The sequence below is a fragment of the Laribacter hongkongensis DSM 14985 genome (genome assembly GCF_000423285.1).
Classification (GTDB): Bacteria; Pseudomonadota; Gammaproteobacteria; order Burkholderiales; family Aquaspirillaceae; genus Laribacter; species Laribacter hongkongensis.
Genome location: NZ_AUHR01000021.1, coordinates 1 through 16,750, shown reverse-complemented (window position 1 = coordinate 16,750; position 16,750 = coordinate 1). Strand labels below are relative to the sequence as shown.

14 protein-coding genes, 2 rRNA genes and 1 pseudogene are annotated in these 16,750 nt (G+C 63.7%); 9 read left to right on the top strand and 8 right to left on the bottom strand.

The features are described 5' to 3' along the window. The first annotated feature begins 40 nt into the window (after window positions 1–40). Together dnaN and gyrB are read left to right on the top strand one after the other, a co-directional pair. Window positions 41–1,147, top strand: coding sequence for a DNA polymerase III subunit beta (dnaN, locus tag G542_RS0113115; protein WP_027824350.1), 1,107 nt, complete (start codon window positions 41–43; stop codon window positions 1,145–1,147). A gap of 94 nt (window positions 1,148–1,241) precedes the next feature. After that, window positions 1,242–3,635, top strand: a complete 2,394-nt coding sequence (gyrB, locus tag G542_RS0113110) for a DNA topoisomerase (ATP-hydrolyzing) subunit B (protein ID WP_027824349.1) — start codon at window positions 1,242–1,244, stop codon at window positions 3,633–3,635. A gap of 115 nt (window positions 3,636–3,750) precedes the next feature. Here gyrB and G542_RS0113105 read toward each other — a convergent pair whose 3' ends face one another. The 3 genes from G542_RS0113105 to G542_RS0113095 all read right to left on the bottom strand — a co-directional run bounded on the left by G542_RS0113105 (window position 3,751) and on the right by G542_RS0113095 (window position 6,873). Beyond that, a complete protein-coding gene (locus G542_RS0113105; protein WP_012698683.1) occupies window positions 3,751–4,218 on the bottom strand; it encodes a very short patch repair endonuclease in 468 nt (155 codons plus the stop codon). 11 nt (window positions 4,219–4,229) lie between these two features. After that, window positions 4,230–5,492 (bottom strand): DNA (cytosine-5-)-methyltransferase, encoded by a 1,263-nt coding sequence (gene dcm, locus G542_RS0113100; RefSeq protein WP_012698684.1) that lies wholly within the window; start codon window positions 5,490–5,492, stop codon window positions 4,230–4,232. A gap of 475 nt (window positions 5,493–5,967) precedes the next feature. Further along, on the bottom strand, window positions 5,968–6,873 hold the full coding sequence (locus G542_RS0113095; protein ID WP_027824348.1) for a LysR family transcriptional regulator: 906 nt from the start codon (window positions 6,871–6,873) through the stop codon (window positions 5,968–5,970). A gap of 123 nt (window positions 6,874–6,996) precedes the next feature. Here G542_RS0113095 and G542_RS0113090 point away from each other — a divergent pair, with 123 nt between their 5' ends. Next, complete coding sequence (locus G542_RS0113090) at window positions 6,997–7,605, top strand: FMN-dependent NADH-azoreductase (RefSeq protein WP_012698687.1); 609 nt, start codon at window positions 6,997–6,999, stop codon at window positions 7,603–7,605. 63 nt (window positions 7,606–7,668) lie between these two features. After that, window positions 7,669–8,532 (top strand): pirin family protein, encoded by an 864-nt coding sequence (locus tag G542_RS0113085; protein WP_027824347.1) that lies wholly within the window; start codon window positions 7,669–7,671, stop codon window positions 8,530–8,532. A 63-nt stretch (window positions 8,533–8,595) separates the two neighbouring features. Here the strand turns inward: G542_RS0113085 and G542_RS0113080 are convergent, their stop codons facing one another. Continuing rightward, window positions 8,596–9,804 (bottom strand): ammonium transporter, encoded by a 1,209-nt coding sequence (locus G542_RS0113080; RefSeq protein ID WP_012698689.1) that lies wholly within the window; start codon window positions 9,802–9,804, stop codon window positions 8,596–8,598. A 368-nt stretch (window positions 9,805–10,172) separates the two neighbouring features. Here G542_RS0113080 and G542_RS0113075 point away from each other — a divergent pair, with 368 nt between their 5' ends. Genes G542_RS0113075 through G542_RS17635 form a run of 5 tightly spaced genes read left to right on the top strand, consistent with a single transcriptional unit; the run spans window position 10,173 to window position 14,042 of the window. Then, window positions 10,173–11,027, top strand: coding sequence for a ferritin family protein (locus G542_RS0113075; protein WP_227460173.1), 855 nt, complete (start codon window positions 10,173–10,175; stop codon window positions 11,025–11,027). Then, window positions 11,024–11,515, top strand: a complete 492-nt coding sequence (locus G542_RS0113070; RefSeq protein WP_012698691.1) for an adenylyltransferase/cytidyltransferase family protein — start codon at window positions 11,024–11,026, stop codon at window positions 11,513–11,515. The genes G542_RS0113075 and G542_RS0113070 overlap by 4 nt, the downstream gene beginning before the upstream one ends. A gap of 6 nt (window positions 11,516–11,521) precedes the next feature. Beyond that, window positions 11,522–12,457: a biotin--[acetyl-CoA-carboxylase] ligase gene (locus tag G542_RS0113065; protein ID WP_012698692.1), complete on the top strand. Its 936-nt coding sequence runs from the start codon at window positions 11,522–11,524 to the stop codon at window positions 12,455–12,457. Further along, window positions 12,454–13,173, top strand: a complete 720-nt coding sequence (locus G542_RS0113060) for a type III pantothenate kinase (RefSeq protein ID WP_027824346.1) — start codon at window positions 12,454–12,456, stop codon at window positions 13,171–13,173. The genes G542_RS0113065 and G542_RS0113060 overlap by 4 nt, the downstream gene beginning before the upstream one ends. Next, window positions 13,167–14,042, top strand: coding sequence for an SPOR domain-containing protein (locus G542_RS17635; RefSeq protein ID WP_012698694.1), 876 nt, complete (start codon window positions 13,167–13,169; stop codon window positions 14,040–14,042). The genes G542_RS0113060 and G542_RS17635 overlap by 7 nt, the downstream gene beginning before the upstream one ends. Window positions 14,043–14,562: 520 nt before the next feature. On the opposite strand, the pseudogene G542_RS17630 reads toward G542_RS17635, so the two are convergent. From G542_RS17630 to G542_RS0113035, 4 genes and pseudogenes are all read right to left on the bottom strand, one after another. Then, window positions 14,563–15,466: pseudogene (locus tag G542_RS17630) on the bottom strand (IS5 family transposase). 276 nt (window positions 15,467–15,742) lie between these two features. Beyond that, on the bottom strand, window positions 15,743–16,159 hold the full coding sequence (locus tag G542_RS0113045; protein ID WP_034985901.1) for a hypothetical protein: 417 nt from the start codon (window positions 16,157–16,159) through the stop codon (window positions 15,743–15,745). 296 nt (window positions 16,160–16,455) lie between these two features. Continuing rightward, window positions 16,456–16,568: ribosomal RNA gene (gene rrf / locus G542_RS0113040) — 5S ribosomal RNA — on the bottom strand. 109 nt (window positions 16,569–16,677) lie between these two features. Beyond that, window positions 16,678–16,750, bottom strand: a 23S ribosomal RNA gene (locus tag G542_RS0113035); the annotation flags it as partial.

The window sequence follows — 16,750 nt, the reverse complement described above, 5'->3', positions numbered from 1 at the left end:
CACCGTTATTCACGAGAACCCTGACGAGGAGTCACCCACGATGCAGATCCTGCAAGCCGACCGCGACGCCCTGCTCAAACCGCTCCAGGCCGTCACCGGTATCGTCGAGCGCCGCCATACCCTGCCGATCCTGGCCAACGTGCTGATCGAAAAGTCCGGCGATACGCTGACCTTCCTCGCCACCGACCTCGAGATCCAGATCACCCACGCCAGCCCGGAACCGATTGCCGGACCGGACTTCCGCCTGACCACCTCGGCCAAGAAGTTTTCCGACATCCTGCGCGCCATCCCGGACCGCACCACCGTCACGCTGGACCACGAAGACGGCCGCTTGACCGTCAAGGCCGGCAAGAGCCGCTTCAACCTGCAAAGCCTGCCAGCCGATGACTTCCCGCTGCTGACGCAGTCGCTCGATGCCCAGGCCGGCTTTGCCCTGCCGCAGCGCGACTTCAAGGCCCTGCTGTCGCAGGTGCAGTACGCCATGGCAGTGCAGGACATCCGTTACTACCTCAACGGCCTGCTGCTGGTCACCGACGGCAACCAGGTCAAGCTGGTGGCCACCGACGGCCACCGGCTGGCCTTCGCCCAGATGACGCTGGACACCCCGCTGCCCGCCGCCGAAGTGATCCTGCCGCGCAAGACCATCACCGAGCTTTACAAGCTGCTGGCCGACAGCGACGACACCATCGACATCACGCTGATGAACAACCAGGTGCGCTTTGCCTTTGGCGGCAGCGTCATCGTCAGCAAGGTGGTGGACGGCAAGTTTCCTGACTACAACCGCGTGATCCCGCTCGACAACGACAAGCTGTTCCTGATCGGGCGCCAGGCCCTGCAACAGGCGCTGGCCCGCGCAGCGATCCTCGCCAATGAAAAGTTCCGCGGCGTGCGCCTGGCCATCGAGGCCGGCCGCCTGCGCATCCAGTGCAACAACAGCGAACAGGAAGAAGCCGAAGAAGAACTGGAAATCGCCTACGGCGGCTCCGGCCTGGAAATCGGCTTCAACATCACCTATCTGCAAGACGTGCTGGCGGCGCTGCACGTCGACACGCTGCAGCTGGCGTTCGGAGATGCCAACCGCAGTGCGCTGGTCACCATCCCCGACAATCCGAACTTCAAGTACATCGTGATGCCGATGCGAATCTAGCGCGGCCTCAGGCCCGGGCCGGCTGACGGTCCCGACCTCGTCCGGCAGCCTGCTGCTGCCGGGCCTCCGATCGATCCGAACATAGAGTAGTGCAATGAGCGAACAGGAATACGGTGCAGACAGTATCAAGGTACTGAAGGGACTCGACGCAGTCCGCAAGCGCCCGGGCATGTATATCGGTGACACCTCCGACGGCACCGGCCTGCATCACATGGTGTTCGAAGTGCTCGACAACTCGATCGACGAAGCACTGGCCGGCCATGCCGACACCGTGCGCGTCACCATCAACCCGGACAACTCGGTATCGGTCGAGGACAACGGCCGCGGCATTCCGACCGACATCCACCCGGAAGAAGGCCGTTCGGCAGCCGAAGTGATCATGACCATCCTTCACGCCGGCGGCAAATTCGACAACAACAGCTACAAGATCTCCGGCGGCCTGCACGGCGTCGGCGTCTCGGTGGTCAACGCCCTGTCGGACTGGCTGCGCCTGAAGATCTGGCGAGACGGCAAGGTGCACGAAATGGAATTCCGCCGCGGCGAGCCCGTGGCTCCGCTGAAGGTCACCGGCCAGACCACGCACCGCGGCACCGAAGTCACCTTCATGGCCAGCACCGAAACCTTCGGCACCATCGAATACCACTACGACATCCTCGCCAAGCGCATCCGCGAGCTGTCGTTCCTCAACAATGGTGTCGGCATCACGCTGGCAGACCGCCTGCACGGCAAGGAAGAAAACTTCGCCTTCTCCGGCGGCGTGGCCGGCTTTGTCGAATACATGAACCGCAACAAGACCGTGCTGCACCCGAAGGTGTTCCACACCATCGGCGACAAGGAAGGCATGACGGTCGAAGTGGCCATGCAGTGGAACGACTCCTACCAGGAAAACGTCCAGTGCTTCACCAACAACATCCCCCAGCGTGACGGCGGCACCCACCTCACCGCCCTGCGCCAGGTGATGACGCGCACGCTCAACCAGTACATCGAAGAAAACGACATCGCCAAGAAGGCCAAGGTCGAAACCACCGGCGACGACATGCGCGAAGGCCTGACCTGCGTGCTGTCGGTCAAGCTGCCCGATCCGAAATTCAGCTCGCAGACCAAGGACAAACTGGTTTCCAGCGAAATCGGCCCGGTGGTCAACGAAATCATCAGCGAAGCCCTGAAAACCTTCCTGCTGGAAAACCCGGTCGATGCCAAGACCATCACCGGCAAGATCGTCGAAGCCGCCCGTGCCCGCGAAGCCGCCCGCAAGGCCCGCGAAATCACCCGCCGCAAGGGCGTGATGGACGGACTGGGCCTGCCGGGCAAACTGGCCGACTGCCAGGAAAAGGACCCGGCGCTGTGCGAGCTTTACCTCGTGGAGGGTGACTCCGCCGGCGGCTCGGCCAAGCAGGGTCGTGACCGCAAGTTCCAGGCCATCCTGCCGCTCAAGGGCAAGATCCTCAACGTCGAACGCGCCCGCTTTGACAAGATGATCGCCAGCCAGGAAGTCGCCACACTGATCACCGCCATGGGCACCTCGATCGGCAAGGACGACTACAACCCGGACAAGCTGCGCTACCACCGCATCATCATCATGACCGACGCCGACGTCGACGGCGCACACATCCGCACCCTGCTGCTGACCTTCTTCTACCGGCAGATGCCGGAGCTGGTCGAGCGTGGCCACATCTACATCGCCCAGCCGCCGCTCTACAAGCTCAAGCACGGCAAGCAGGAGCGCTACCTCAAGGACGACAGCGAGCTCAACCAGTACCTGCTGGAACTGGCGCTCGACAACGCCCGCCTGATCCCGCGCGAAGGCGCCGACCCGATCAGCGGAGACACCCTGGGGACGCTGGCACGGCAGTACCTTGCCGCACGGGCCGTCATCGAGCGCGAAAGCCGCGTGATTGATCCCCTGGCCCTCGATGCCATGATGCGCGTGCCGGCACTCAGCCTGGAAAGCGAAGCCGGTGCCCGCCAGACCGTTGCCGTGCTGGAGCACGCCTTGCAGCAGGCTCCCGTCACGCTGGAACCGGTGCACGACGAAAAGAACGACGGCTGGCTGGTACGGATCGTGCACCACCTGCACGGCAACGCCACCACCACTTACCTGGACCAGGATTTCCTGGAGTCGGCCGACTACACCGTCCTGCGCCAGACCAGCGACCTGCTCGACGGCCTGATCGGTCCCGGCGCCGTCATCCGCCGTGGCGAGAGCAACGGCCGTACCGTCAGCGAGTTCGGCATGGCACTGGACTGGCTGATGGGTGAAGTGCGCCGCGGCATGTCGATCCAGCGCTACAAGGGGCTGGGCGAAATGAACCCCGGCCAGCTGTGGGAAACCACCATGGACCCGTCGGTACGGCGCCTGCTGAAGGTCCGCATCGAAGATGCCATGGCCGCCGACGATGTCTTCACCACCCTGATGGGAGACCAGGTGGAACCCCGCCGTCATTTCATCGAAAGCAACGCACTGATCGCCCGGAACATCGACATCTGATGCTTACGGCCCTGCATGCCGGATGAAGGTCTCTGCACCACCGAGCACACCCCGGCACATGCCAGTGCAGCTCCGACAAGAACAGCCGCTCATCCGAGCGGCTGTTTTTTTGCGATCAAAGCGGCTCAATACCGGCTTCATCCATCTGCGCCGGCCCTGCCCCCTGCCGCAGCCAGTCCGCAATCCGGTCGACAGTCATTCCAACACCGGCATGACCATGTCCCCGGGTCGCGCATTCCCACACCACCAGTACCCGCCAGCCCTGCTGCCCCAGCTTTTCGAGCTGTTGCCGGTCGCGCTCCTGGTTCTTGCCGATCTTGTCCAGCCAGAATCCGGTCCGGGTCTGCGGCACCTTGAAGTAGCGGCAGTCGTGCCCGTGCCAGAAACAGCCATGCACAAAGATCACGGCCCTGAACTTCGGCAACACGATGTCCGGCCTGCCCGGCAGGTCCTTCACATGCAGCCGGAACCGGAATCCCCGTGCGTGCAGGGCTTTGCGGACCAGCATTTCCGGCCGGGTATCCTTGCCGCGAATACCCGACATCATCCGGCTGCGCGTGGCCGGGTCGACAATGTCAGTCACGCTCCAGCGCCTCATCCGGATACCGGCGGCGGTTCCGGCCGGGTGGCGTCCGGCACCAGAAACCGGTGCATCAGCCTCGCGGCATGGGCCATCACGTCCACCACCACCGAATTGCCGAACTGCTTGTAGGCGCGGGTATCCGAAACCGGAATCCGGAACGTGTCGTCAAACCCCATCAACCGGGCGCATTCGCGCGGGGTCAACCGCCGGGGACGCCGGTTTTCGCCCTGGTACACGAGGATTTCCGAGCCATCCTTGTAATAGCGCGCCGACAGGGTGCGGGTCACGCTGTCCGGCCCGACCAGGCCAAAGCCGAAGCCATTGCCCTTGGCCCGGTGCTTTTCGGCGTAGGCCTGCAGGTAGTCCCACAGTTTCGGGGTCAGGGTGTATTTGTCCTGCACGCACCGCGCCTGGTGGTCGAAGAAACGGTCGCCGTCCCAGGGCAGCACGGGTTCGCTGCCGTCCGTGCGGTGCAGGACGGTCCTGAGGGTGCGACTGCCCTTGGGTGGCAGGGGAATGGCGTCCCAGTCGAAGGCCACCGGCTCGCGGAAACCGGCGATCAGGATGCGTTCGCGGTGCTGGGGCGTGAAATGGGCGCCGTCGATGACACGCCAGTGGATGTGGTAACCCAGCTCTTCGGTCAGGGTGCGGCGGATCACGTCGAACGTGCGGCCCTTGTCATGCGACAGCAGGTTCTTCACGTTTTCCAGCAGGAATGCCCGTGGCCGTTTTTCGTCAATGATGCGGGCCACGTCGAAAAACAGCGTGCCCTGGGTCGCATCCTGAAAGCCGTGCGCCCGGCCCAGCGCGTTCTTTTTCGACACCCCGGCAATCGAAAACGGCTGGCACGGAAAACCGGCCAGCAACACGTCATGCGCAGGAATGTCAGCGGCGCCCACCTGGGTGATGTCGCCGTTCAGCGCGTGGGCATCGCGGCGATGGTTCTCCGCGTAGGTTTTCTGGGCATAACTGTCCCATTCGCTGGTAAAGACACACCGGCCCCCCACGTCCTCAAAGGCCTGCCGGATACCGCCGATGCCGGCAAACAGGTCGATGAAGGTGAAGTCGGCCGGCTCGCCGTCAAACGGCAGTTCCTGCGGTAGCAGTTGCCGCAGCGCGTGCACGACATAGGAGGGCGGCAGGCAGTCACCGGCCTGCCAGCGCCGGACCGTGCGGACATCAATCGACAGCGCCTTGGCAATATCGGCCTGGGTGTGAAAACGACGGACTTCGGCCAGGACGGATTGCACATCCAGCCGCATGGAAGCATTCATGAACGATTCTCTGGGTCAGAAAAAGGACATTACGTCCTGTAATGCTTCCATTGTAACGTCGGGAGAAACACCCGATCCAGGCTGTTCTGCCAGCCATGCCACGGCACGGGCCAACCCGGCAGCACGGGACAACCCGGCCAGGTCGTGTACAGCCAGACCGCTCCCTGCCGCAGCGCCGGACAGGTCAGCCCCGCCGGAACAGCCCTGTGGCAGCGACACCCGCACCGGATAACCGGCAACCGCTGCCAGCAGGCATGAATGCCGCTCCGGTCGCAGATACCATGCAGCCGTTCGGCCGGACAGAACCTGTCTCCGCCCTTGTGCTGCCCGGCCTTGCAATGCCGTGCCGGGAGGCACGCCAGACCGCTTCATTCATGCGCGCAGCAGCGGTCCGCCGGACAGCGCTTGCAGGCTTCAGGCGACAGGCGCCAGCCCGCCCGAAACACCGCCCCGCCACCGGAGGCGCATGCTCCGGTCAACCGGCTGCCGGTGACTGCAATGCGGTTTCCAGAAAATCCAGAAACACCCGCACGGCCGGCACCTGGCCACGTCGCGAGGGGAATACGGCATGGATGATGCCGGGGCAAGGAGCCCAGCCGGGCAGCACCAACTCCAGCCGGCCCGCCATCACGTCCTCACGGCACAGGTAATCCGGCAGGTAGGTCGCTCCGACCCCGGCCAGCACGGCAAAACGCAGTGACAGCAGGTCATCGGCCAGCAGGCGCGGCGTGTGCTGGAACGGATAATCCTGCCCGTCCGGCCCCTGCAACAGCCAGGTGGTACGCCCGTCCACTGCCGACATGGCCACCGTGTCCAGTCGCACCAGCTCGTCCGGGCTGCGGGGACGGCCCTGCCGCGTCAATTGCTCCGGACTGGCCACCAGCACCGTATACGCCACGCCCAGCCGCTTGACCACCAGGCTGCCGCTGTCGGCCAGCGTCGGCCGCACGCGCAGGGCCACATCCAGCCCCTCCTCCACCAGGTCGACGGCCCGGTTGCTGACACGCATGTCCAGCCGCACCTGTGGATAAGCGGCCAGAAAGGCCGGCAGATGCGGTCCGAGCATGGTCTGCGCCAGCGTGACCGGACAACTGACCCGTACCACGCCACGCGGCTCGGCCTGCAGGCGCGCCACGGTCTCGGCGGCCATGTCCGCTTCGTCACGTACCACGGCGCAGTGCCGGTAGAACAGTTCGCCCACCTCAGTCAGCGCCAGCCTGCGCGTGGTGCGCTGCATCAGCCGCACGCCCAGTCGGCTTTCCAGCCCGGCAATCCGGCGCGACAGGCGTGATTTGGGCAGGCCCAGCGCCCGGCTGGCCGCGCTGAAGCTGCCGCGTTCGACCACTTCGGCAAAGTAGCGCATGTCGTTGAGATCCTGCATGGCCGCCCTCATTGTCTCGCCGATGGAACAATCATGTGCAATTCTAGCGGCTTATCAGCCACCGGTCTGCTGCGCACAATACCGTCCAACCGCCGCCCGTTGCGGCACTTGACGGAGACTTCCATGAAACTGTTGCACATCGATTCCAGCGTACTGGCCGAACATTCGGTCTCGCGCCAGCTGACCGCCCGCATCGTGACCGAATGGCAGGCCACCCATCCCGGCACCGCAGTGGAATACCTCGATCTGGCACAGGACACACCGGCCACCCTGTCGGGCGCCGAGCTGGCCGCCCGCATGACGCCGGCAGACAGCCGTTCGGCAGAACAGACGGCCGCTGCGGCCCGTACCGAGGCTTTCCTCCAGCAGTTCCTGGCGGCGAATGTCATCGTGGTCGGCGCACCGATGTACAACTTTTCCATTCCCAGCCAGCTCAAAAACTGGATCGACTGCATCGCCCAGGCCGGCCGGACCTTCAAGTACACCGAAACCGGTCCGGTCGGACTGGCCGGCAACAAGACCGTGATCGTCGCCTCGAGCCGTGGCGGCGTGTATTCGACCAGCGAAGCCCTACGCGCCCTGGACCACCAGGAAAGCTACCTGCGTACCGTGCTGGGCTTCATGGGTATCGACAATGTCCGCATCGTGCGGGCCGAAGGCGTCAACCAGGGTGCCGACCGTCGCAGCCAGGCACTGGCAGCGGCCGAAGCCGACATCGCCACCCTGGTCTGACCACGCTCCGCTGCGCCGGAGCAGACGGCGCCGGCCTCCGGCGCCTGGCACAGGAGATTCATCATGCAAACCATGCAACTGCCCGTCGTGGCACACAGCCGTTCCATCGAACGCGTCGTCACCGGCGTACCGACCCGGGATGGCGCCGGCGTCAAGCTGACCCGCGTCCTGACCGCCGACCTGCAACAGCGGCTCGACCCGTTCCTGATGCTGGATGCGTTTGGCTCAGACGAGGCCGGTGACTATATCGCCGGTTTCCCCGATCACCCGCACCGCGGCTTTGAAACCGTCACCTACATGATCGCCGGCCGCATGCGCCACCGCGACAATGCCGGTCACGAAGGCCTGCTGGAAACCGGCGGCATGCAGTGGATGACGGCCGGTCGCGGCATTGTCCACAGCGAAATGCCCGAGCAGACCGAAGGCCGGATGGAAGGATTCCAGCTGTGGGTCAATCTGCCGGCGGCCCGCAAGATGGATGCCCCGCACTACCAGGACATCCAGGCTGACGGCATTCCGGAATTCGGCCTGCCCGGTGGCGGCACGCTGCGGCTGCTGGGCGGCCGGATCGGTATGGCCACCGGCGCCATGCAGCGCCCGGACACCGAGCCGCTGTTTGCCGACATCGGGCTGCCGGCCGGTGCAGAAGTGAGCATCCCGGTACCGGAAGGACACAACGCCTTCGTGTACGTCTACCGTGGCCAGGTACACATCGGGGCCAGCGAACGACCGCTGTCACAGCAGGAGATGGCGATCCTGACGCCGGATGGCGACGGAGTCCGCCTCTCTGCCACCACGCCGGTCCGCCTGATCCTGGTCAGCGGCCAGCCGCTGCGGCAGCCGATCGCCCAGTGGGGACCGTTTGTCATGAATACCCGCGAGGAAATCGAAACGGCCATCGACGACTATCGGCACAACCGCTTCTGACCGGCCGGACACGCAAACAGGGCAGACCCGCACGGGTCTGCCCTGTTGTTGCCTGCCTGGGCGTCAGTTCTTGTCGAAGTAGTAGGCCTCTTCGCCAAACTCGCTCTTGTCGAGCCCTTCGCGTTCCTGCTCGGGGCTGACACGCGGCTTGTGCAGCACCATCATCAGGATCCAGGTCACGACGAAGCTGTAGACCGCCACCACCGCCACGCCCAGGAGCTGGATGAAGAACTGCTCCCAGCCACCGCTGACGCCGTCAATCACCCGCTCGGCAAAGAAACCGACCAGCAGCGAACCGGTGATGCCGCCGATGCCGTGGGCACGGAACACTTCCAGCGCGTCGTCGTACTTGAACTTTTCCTGGATGCCCTTGGCGAAGTAGCAGATGGTGGCACCCAGTGCCCCCACGATGATGGCAGCCCACGGCTCGATGTAGCCCGCCGTGGGGGTGATAGTGGCCAGACCGGCCACACCGCCCACCATCACGCCGGAAAAGCTCGGCTTGTCTTCAAAGATGGCCGACCAGAACAGCCACACCACCATGGCGATACCGCCGGCAATGGCCGTGTTGACGAAGGCGTAGGCAGCCAGCTGGTTGGCGGCATAGGCACCGCCGGCGTTGAAGCCGAACCAGCCGAACCACAGCAGGCCGGTGCCGACTGCCACCAGCGGGATGTTGGCCGGGCGCGGCGGATCGTTCGGCGACAGGGTTCGACGCCCCAGGAAAATGGCGGTGGCCAGCGCGGCAAAACCGGCAGTGGTATGCACGACGATGCCACCGGCAAAGTCGATCACGCCAAGCTTGCCGAGGAAACCGCCACCCCAGATCCAGTGCGCGACCGGAATGTAGACCACCAGCGTCCACAGGGCGATGAACCACAGGTAGGACGAAAAGCGGAAGCGCCCGGCAAAGGCACCGGTGATCAGCGCCGGCGTGATGATGGCGAACATCATCTGGTAGGCGAACACCATGATGAAGGGGATGCTGGGTGCGTAAACCGGGTGTGGCGCCATGCCGATGCCGATCATGGCGAAATAGCGGAAGTCGCCGATCAGGCCGGAGATGTCCTTGCCGAAGGCGAGGCTGAAGCCGCCCAGCACCCAGACCAGCGTGACGATTCCCATCGAGATGAAGTTCTGCATCATGATGGTCAGCATGTCGCGGCTGCGGACCAGACCGCCGTAGAACAGTGCCAGCCCCGGCGTCATCAGCGCGACGAGTGCAGTGCACAAGATGATGAAGGCGGTATCGCCCGTGTTGATTGCCAACATGAAAGTCTCCTGAGTGTGCCCTGATCGCACCGGACCGGTCCGTTGGCGGCCATGCCGGTGCCACGCGTTGCGACCCCTTGTTCATGCCGGACAAGCCGGCAGCTCCGGCTTGGGCGCAAAAACCCCGGACAGCGGTAACAGCCCTTGATGGCGACACCACGTCAGGCAGCCCGATGGAAGGGTCAAGGTGCCGCTCTCTTGCGTTTTCCTTACCCCCTGTTCTAGACCACCGTTGCCGCCATTCACGGCCAGACGGGCTCCATTCGTCGGAATGACCGCGCAGGCCGGCCGGACCAGCGTCAGGAGCGCCAAATTATTTGATCCATATCAAATGTTTGCCGTAATCGTTAGAATGGCTCCATGCTTTCATGCTGGAGGACATCGCAATGCTGTACCCGGAGCTGTTTGCCCAACTGGAAAAGGCACGCTGGAACATGGCGACCGACATTCCCTGGGACCAATTCGATGTCTCGCTGCTGACCGACGAGCAGGCCGAGACAGTCAAGATGAATGCCATAACCGAATGGTCGGCGCTGCCGGCCACCGAAATGTTCCTGCGCGACTTCCGGCACGACAGCGACTTTTCCGCCTTCATGTCGATCTGGTTCTACGAGGAGCAGAAACATTCGCTGGTGCTGATGGAATACCTGCGCCGCTTCCGTCCCGACCTGCTGCCCAGCGAAGACGAACTGCACGCCGTGCGCTTCGAGTTCGACCCGGCCCCGCCGCTGGAAACGCTGATGCTGCATTTCTGCGGCGAACTGCGCCTGACCCAGTGGTACCGCTGCGCCAGCGAATGGCACACCGAGCCGGTCATCAAGGCCATCTACAAGACCCTGTCGCACGACGAAGCCCGTCATGGCGGCGCCTACCTCAAGTACATGAAGCAGGCCATCGCCCGCTACGGCGACGAAGCCCGCCGGGCCTTTGCCAAGCTGGGCTTCCTGATGGCCTCGTCCGGCCGCTCGGGCAAGCCCCTGCACCCGACCAACCTGCACGTCAGCCAGGCGCTGTTCCCCAACGATACGGTGCAAAGCCGCCTGCCCGACCCCGACTGGCTGGAGGCATGGCTGACCGGAAAAATCCGCTTTGGCGCCGAATGGGAGGCACGCGTGGTCGGTGGTATCCTGCGCAATCTTTCGAGCCTATTCGGGGTCGAGCTGGATTCGCTGCAGGCACTCAACCGCTACCGCAAATCGCTCGCTCCCGCCCAGCCTGCATGAACTACCCGCGTCCTGCCTTCGAACAAAAAATCTGTCCGCCCGACCAGCTGCCACAGCGGCTGGCCGGCCTGCCCCGGCCGCTGGTCTTTACCAACGGCTGCTTTGACATCGTGCACCGCGGCCACGTGACCTACCTGGCGCAGGCCCGCGCCCTTGGCGCCGCCCTGGTGCTGGCACTCAATACCGATGCATCGGTACGCCGGCAGGGCAAGGGAGACGACCGGCCGGTCAATCCGCTGGAATACCGGGCTGCCGTCATGGCGGCGCTGGCAGATGTCGACCTGGTCACCTGGTTTGACGACGACACGCCAGCCGCGCTGATCGAGCTGGTCCGGCCCGACGTGCTGGTCAAGGGCGGCGACTGGCCCGTCGAGCGCATCGTCGGCAGCGAAGCCACGCTGGCACGGGGCGGCCAGGTCCATTCGGTCCCGTTCCTCTACGACACCTCGACGACTGCCACGCTGCGCAAGATCTGCGCCGGGAACTGACCGACCATGTTTGCCTTGCTGCACGCCCTGTCCGACGGACGTTTCCACTCCGGCGAGGTACTGGCCCAGACACTGGGCTGCTCACGCAGCCATGTCTGGCAACAGATCCAGCTGATCGAATCCGAATTCGGGCTGACGATCCAGCATGTGCGCGGCCGGGGCTACCGGCTGGTGCGGCCGATCGACTGGCTGGATGCGGCCACCATCCGGGCCCGTTCCGGTGGCCGCTGGGAGGTGGAAGTGGCCGAGCGGGTGGATTCGACCAATACCCGCCTGCTGGCACGCAGCAGCAGCCATGCCGGCCCGCTGGCCCTGTTTGCCGAACACCAGATGGCCGGCCGCGGCCGTCGCGGCCGCCAGTGGCACACCCGGCTGGGCGAAGCGCTGACCTTTTCGGTGCTCTGGCAGGTTGATGGCGGTGTGGCCCGCCTGTCCGGCCTGAGCCTGGCGGTCGGCCTCGCCATCGTGCGGGCGCTGGCGGGCTTCGGCCTGCCGGTGGCGCTCAAGTGGCCCAACGACGTGCTGCTGCAAGGCCGCAAGCTGGCCGGTATCCTGGTCGAACTGGCTGGCGACACGCTCGGCCCGACATCAGTGGTGATCGGTGTGGGCATCAACCTGCAATCGCCCGAGGTGGACCAGCCGACCGCGGGCGTGCGCGACATCCGCCCCGAGCTGTCGCGCAACGAGCTGGCCGGTGCCCTGCTGACCGAGCTGGCCCAGGTGCTGGACGAATTTGCCCAGGGCGGCTTTGCCGGCCTGCGCCAGGACTGGCAGCAACATCATCTGTGGCAGGACCAGCCGGTAGAGCTGATCCACGCCGACGGACTGCGCATCACCGGCATCGCCCGTGGCGTCGACAGCCTCGGTGCGCTCCTGCTGGAAACATCCGATGGCGTACAGCGCTTTCACTCCGGCGACGTCAGCCTGCGGAGCCGGGCATGATCCTGTTGCTGGATGCCGGCAACACCCGGCTCAAATGGGCCTGGCTGGCAGAAGGCCCGGCACGCCACACGGTGCATGCCAGTCCGCACCATGACCTCACGGCACTGGAGCAGGCCTGCCGGATCACGCCACCACGCCGGGTGCTGGGCGCCAGTGTCACGTCCAGTGAACGCAACTCAGCCATCATGGCGGCTGTCGGCCGCCCGGTGGAATGGCTGGTGCCGGCCGCCAGCTGCGCCGGCGTCACCAACGCCTACCGTGATCCGGACCGGCTGGGAGCCGACCGCTGGGCCCAGATGATCGGCGCCCACCACGAACAGCCGGGTGACCAGGTGCTGGTCAGTGCCGGTACGGCCTTGACCATTGACTGCCTGGACCGCGAGGGCCGCTTCTGGGGCGGCACCATTGCGCCCGGCTTGGGCCTGCTGCGCCACAGTCTGGCAGAGGGTACGGCCCGCCTCGGCCTGCCTGACGGCAGCTGGCAGGAATACCCGGACAACAGCGCGGATGCCATCTTTTCCGGCTGTCTGAACGCCCTGACTGCCCCGATCGAGGCACAAGTCGCCCGCTTTGGCAGCCAGCTCGGCCGGCCGGTACGGCTGACACTGGCGGGTGGCGATGCGTCACTTCTGGCACAGCATCTCGCTATCGACGGAACGATTGTGGATAATCTCGTTCTTTCCGGTCTGGCTCATCTGGCACGAATGTCATGCTGAAGTGGATTTTTGCAGCCTTGTTGCTTGCCAATGCAGGCGCGGCAGTGGTGATTTCCCTGCAAACCCCGCACAAGGTCGATCTGGCGACCTACGAACTCAATGCCCAGCGTGTCCGCCTGGTCGGACCCGACGAAGTGCTGCAACCGGAAACCGCATCACCGGCATCCACCGGGACCGATACGCCGGCGGCCGACGCCGCAGCTGCCGCCCCGACAGCTCCGGAGACCCCGGCAGAAGCCGCAGCCGGCAAGACGGCTGCCGCAGCAACGGCGCCGACTCCCTTGCCGCCAACCACCCAGAGTGCAGCACTGGCGACGACGCCGGCCAAACCGGTGCCGGCCAGTCATCCGGCGGAACCAGCGGCAGCCCATGCGGCAGAAGCCAAAGCCGAGTCCAGACAGGTATGCCTGCGCCTGCAACATCTTGACGACGCCAGCGCGCAGACGCTCAAGACGCATTTCGACAAACGCAAGTTCCGTTACCGTGACCTGGCCGAACCGGTCGAAGCCAGACCCGGCAGCAAATACTGGGTTTACCTGCCCACCAGCGAAGGGCGTGAAGCTGCCAACCAGAAATCAGCCGACCTGAAAGCCCGCGGCTTTGACAACTATGTGGTCAGCAACGACGGAGCATTCCGCAATGCGCTGTCACTGGGGCTGTTCAGTCAGGAAAGCGGCGCCCGGACCCTGGCCAGCAAGCTGGCCGCCGCCGGCATCAAGGGCGTGCAAGTGCAGCAGCGTGGAGCACCGGCGCCGCGGCATACCCTCAAGCTCGCCCGCCTGTCGGCCCAGGAGGCCGACACCGTGCGCCAGATGGCCCGTCAGGCAGATTCCGGCATCGAGATCGACGAGGTCAGCTGCCACAAGTAGCACCTGAAGCACTGGTCATGAACCGGCCGTTCACAGCCTGGAATCAGGAAATTTCCCGGCTCCCGCTGTGTGGCAAGCCGGTTGGAGACCCGTGGATCAAGACTGGCGACTGCATTGCCAATGACGAGATCTGCAAGACACCGGCAATGTCCATCCGGGTCTCGTGGCCTGGTAATTTCTTCAGTCACATCATGCCGACGGCCATGCAGCATCCCGTCGTTTGCGGACATATGTCCCGGCTCGGAACCCCATAACGGACAAGCCACGAGCCATGCACAGCTACGGATCCGGACCGGTGCTTCAATCCCTGGATACTGAACCGGAAAGATTGTACCGGCACAGGCAACAACCAGATGCAGCTCAAACGGCGAAACACCGGTCAAACCCACTACCTCATAACTGGATCACATGGTTGCAGGCTGAACCAGCATGGATCTTGTCCCGAACCAGCCCTTGTTGCAGAACTTTGATTGAGAGTAGGCAACCCCTACCCCAGCTGAATTCCTACCCCAGCTGGATTTCAGGCGAGCGCGACCGTCACCGGCATGCCGAGCCAGTTGAAGGTGTTCAGAATCGCGCAACATACATGTACCTCGGCGACCTGTCGTTCCGGCCAGCCGGCGGCCAATCGTTCACCCAACAATTTGAAACGTCCCATGGTGGTCTCGACCAGGCTTCGCCGGTGGTAACCGCTCCACTTCTTCCATAACCGCCCCCTGGATGCCGGGCTGCAGCCAGGAGGGCATTCCGGGCTTGAGCGAAATCGGCCCGGTCTTTCCACGGCTTGCCGTTCCGTCGTGGTGGCACGATGACCGTGGCCCCCGTGAGTGAACCTCACGATAGAAGAAGCCCCGGGTATCGTAAGCGCCGTCACCGCTGACGCTCGCCAGCAGCTCTGCCGGGTCCAGCTGCGACAACAGTTCTGCCGCTTGTGTGGTGTCTCCCTGTCGGTGGCCGGTCATCTCCACTGCCCGGACATCCAGCGTCTCAGCATCAATGGCCAGATGGACCTTGCGCCAGGTCCGGCGGTATTCGGTGCCATGCTTTTTGACCTTCCATTCGCCTTCGCCACAGATATTGAGCCCTGTGCTGTCGACCAGCGGATGCAAGGGTTCAGTCCGCCGCCGCACCGGAATAGTGACGGTGCTGAAACAGGGTACTGGCCAGTCGAGTCCGGGCAGCTTCAACAGGCTGCAGACCAGGCCTCACGCGTGCCGCAAGGCGAGGCCTGAACAAGACCTTCAGTGTCAGCACCGTTTGAATCGCGGCATCGGTGTAAACCGCTGGCCGCCCGTTAGCCCCGGTACGCCTACCCAGCCAAGGCATGTTGGGTGACAGCCACACCGTCAAATTGCCGCGGTTCTGCAGGCTGCGGTTGTATTCAGGCCAGAGGGGGTGCGATAGCGGAGCTTGTGCGGGTTCATGGGACCATGTCTACCTCGCACTACCTAGGTAGCTCGGCAGGACTTCTGCAACAAGGCCCCGAACCAGTAAACTTTATTCACCAGAGTCCAGATCAGGACGAAATATCCAGAGATATGCTCTGCCTCATCCGTTCCTGAGGAAATATCCAGCTGGCCAGAGGGCCCTGTGGGTGAATGTTCATGCTGGTACCCTGATCATCCGGCCACCGGATGACAGGATCGCCTAGCCCTGAAAGAGAACTTCACGACAGGAACGTGCATTCAGGCAAGCCGGAGTCAGCCCGGCAAGGCATCGAGTTGTGATCGGGTCGTGGCAAGACGCAGCTCCAACTGCCGGAGTAGCTGCCGGGTAGAGGCCGATACGGACAGGGCCTGGCTGGAGGACAGCAAACGGGCGAGGATTTCGTCGTAATCCGCCTTGACCTCGCGATACTGTGCCTGCGCGGCAGCGACACTGCCACCATGCAGGTCCGGAAATGCCTCGACAGCATATGGCACAGGCATTTCACCATTGCTGACCCGCAACTGCTGTCGCAATTGTGCCAGTTCTTTAGCATTACTCTGGATAACCATGCTCAGATAGCGTTTCCAGGCGGAATTCCTGACTCGTGGAAACAGTGCAATCGAGGCATCCAGTACGGACTGGTGACGGGCGACCAAGACTTGAAGCAGTTCATCTTCGCTTTTGGGCATCACCAGCCGGGTATCCAACGGGAGGCGGTGCGAATCCGATACGACAGCCAATGGTTCGTTGTCTGGAATTGAAGCAACACTAGCAGCTGACATGGTCACATCTCGCGCAGTGGTAATCTGGCAGCCAGTCAGTACCGCAAGACAGCAAGAGAGAACAAGCAACACGTATCTTGATTGCATGTCAGGGTCTCCGTCATGTGGAGTAGCGGGAAAATAGCAAAGGCAAAGACGCCTTCCCGCTTTCCGGAAAGGAAAAAGCAAAGGCCCCCAGCGTGTGCTGGGGGCCTTGATGGGGAGCCTGGCGGTGTCCTACTTTCGCACGGGTATCCGTACTATCATCGGCGCTAAGTGGTTTCACGGTCCTGTTCGGGATGGGAAGGGGTGGGACCCACTCGCTATGGCCACCAGGCATAAACTGTCGAGCCGTCGTGCTGCTTTCGCAACACGCCGCCTCATCAAACGGTCAAAGAAGTGACAGGTCAGATCGATCGTCGCATTCACTGAATGCTTCAACTTATAGGATCAAGCCTCACGGGTAATTAGTATCGGTTAGCTTAACGCATTACTGCGCTTCCACACCCGACCTATCAA

Coding starts and splice junctions, on each gene's coding strand:
- dnaN (WP_027824350.1), top strand. CDS start 41: ATGCAGATCCTGCAAGCCGACCGCGACGCCCTGCTCAAACCGCTCCAG.
- gyrB (WP_027824349.1), top strand. CDS start 1,242: ATGAGCGAACAGGAATACGGTGCAGACAGTATCAAGGTACTGAAGGGA.
- dcm (WP_012698684.1), bottom strand. CDS start 5,492: ATGAATGCTTCCATGCGGCTGGATGTGCAATCCGTCCTGGCCGAAGTC.
- G542_RS0113095 (WP_027824348.1), bottom strand. CDS start 6,873: ATGCAGGATCTCAACGACATGCGCTACTTTGCCGAAGTGGTCGAACGC.
- G542_RS0113090 (WP_012698687.1), top strand. CDS start 6,997: ATGAAACTGTTGCACATCGATTCCAGCGTACTGGCCGAACATTCGGTC.
- G542_RS0113085 (WP_027824347.1), top strand. CDS start 7,669: ATGCAAACCATGCAACTGCCCGTCGTGGCACACAGCCGTTCCATCGAA.
- G542_RS0113080 (WP_012698689.1), bottom strand. CDS start 9,804: ATGTTGGCAATCAACACGGGCGATACCGCCTTCATCATCTTGTGCACT.
- G542_RS0113075 (WP_227460173.1), top strand. CDS start 10,173: ATGCTGGAGGACATCGCAATGCTGTACCCGGAGCTGTTTGCCCAACTG.
- G542_RS0113070 (WP_012698691.1), top strand. CDS start 11,024: ATGAACTACCCGCGTCCTGCCTTCGAACAAAAAATCTGTCCGCCCGAC.
- G542_RS0113065 (WP_012698692.1), top strand. CDS start 11,522: ATGTTTGCCTTGCTGCACGCCCTGTCCGACGGACGTTTCCACTCCGGC.
- G542_RS0113060 (WP_027824346.1), top strand. CDS start 12,454: ATGATCCTGTTGCTGGATGCCGGCAACACCCGGCTCAAATGGGCCTGG.
- G542_RS17635 (WP_012698694.1), top strand. CDS start 13,167: ATGCTGAAGTGGATTTTTGCAGCCTTGTTGCTTGCCAATGCAGGCGCG.
- G542_RS0113045 (WP_034985901.1), bottom strand. CDS start 16,159: ATGCCCAAAAGCGAAGATGAACTGCTTCAAGTCTTGGTCGCCCGTCAC.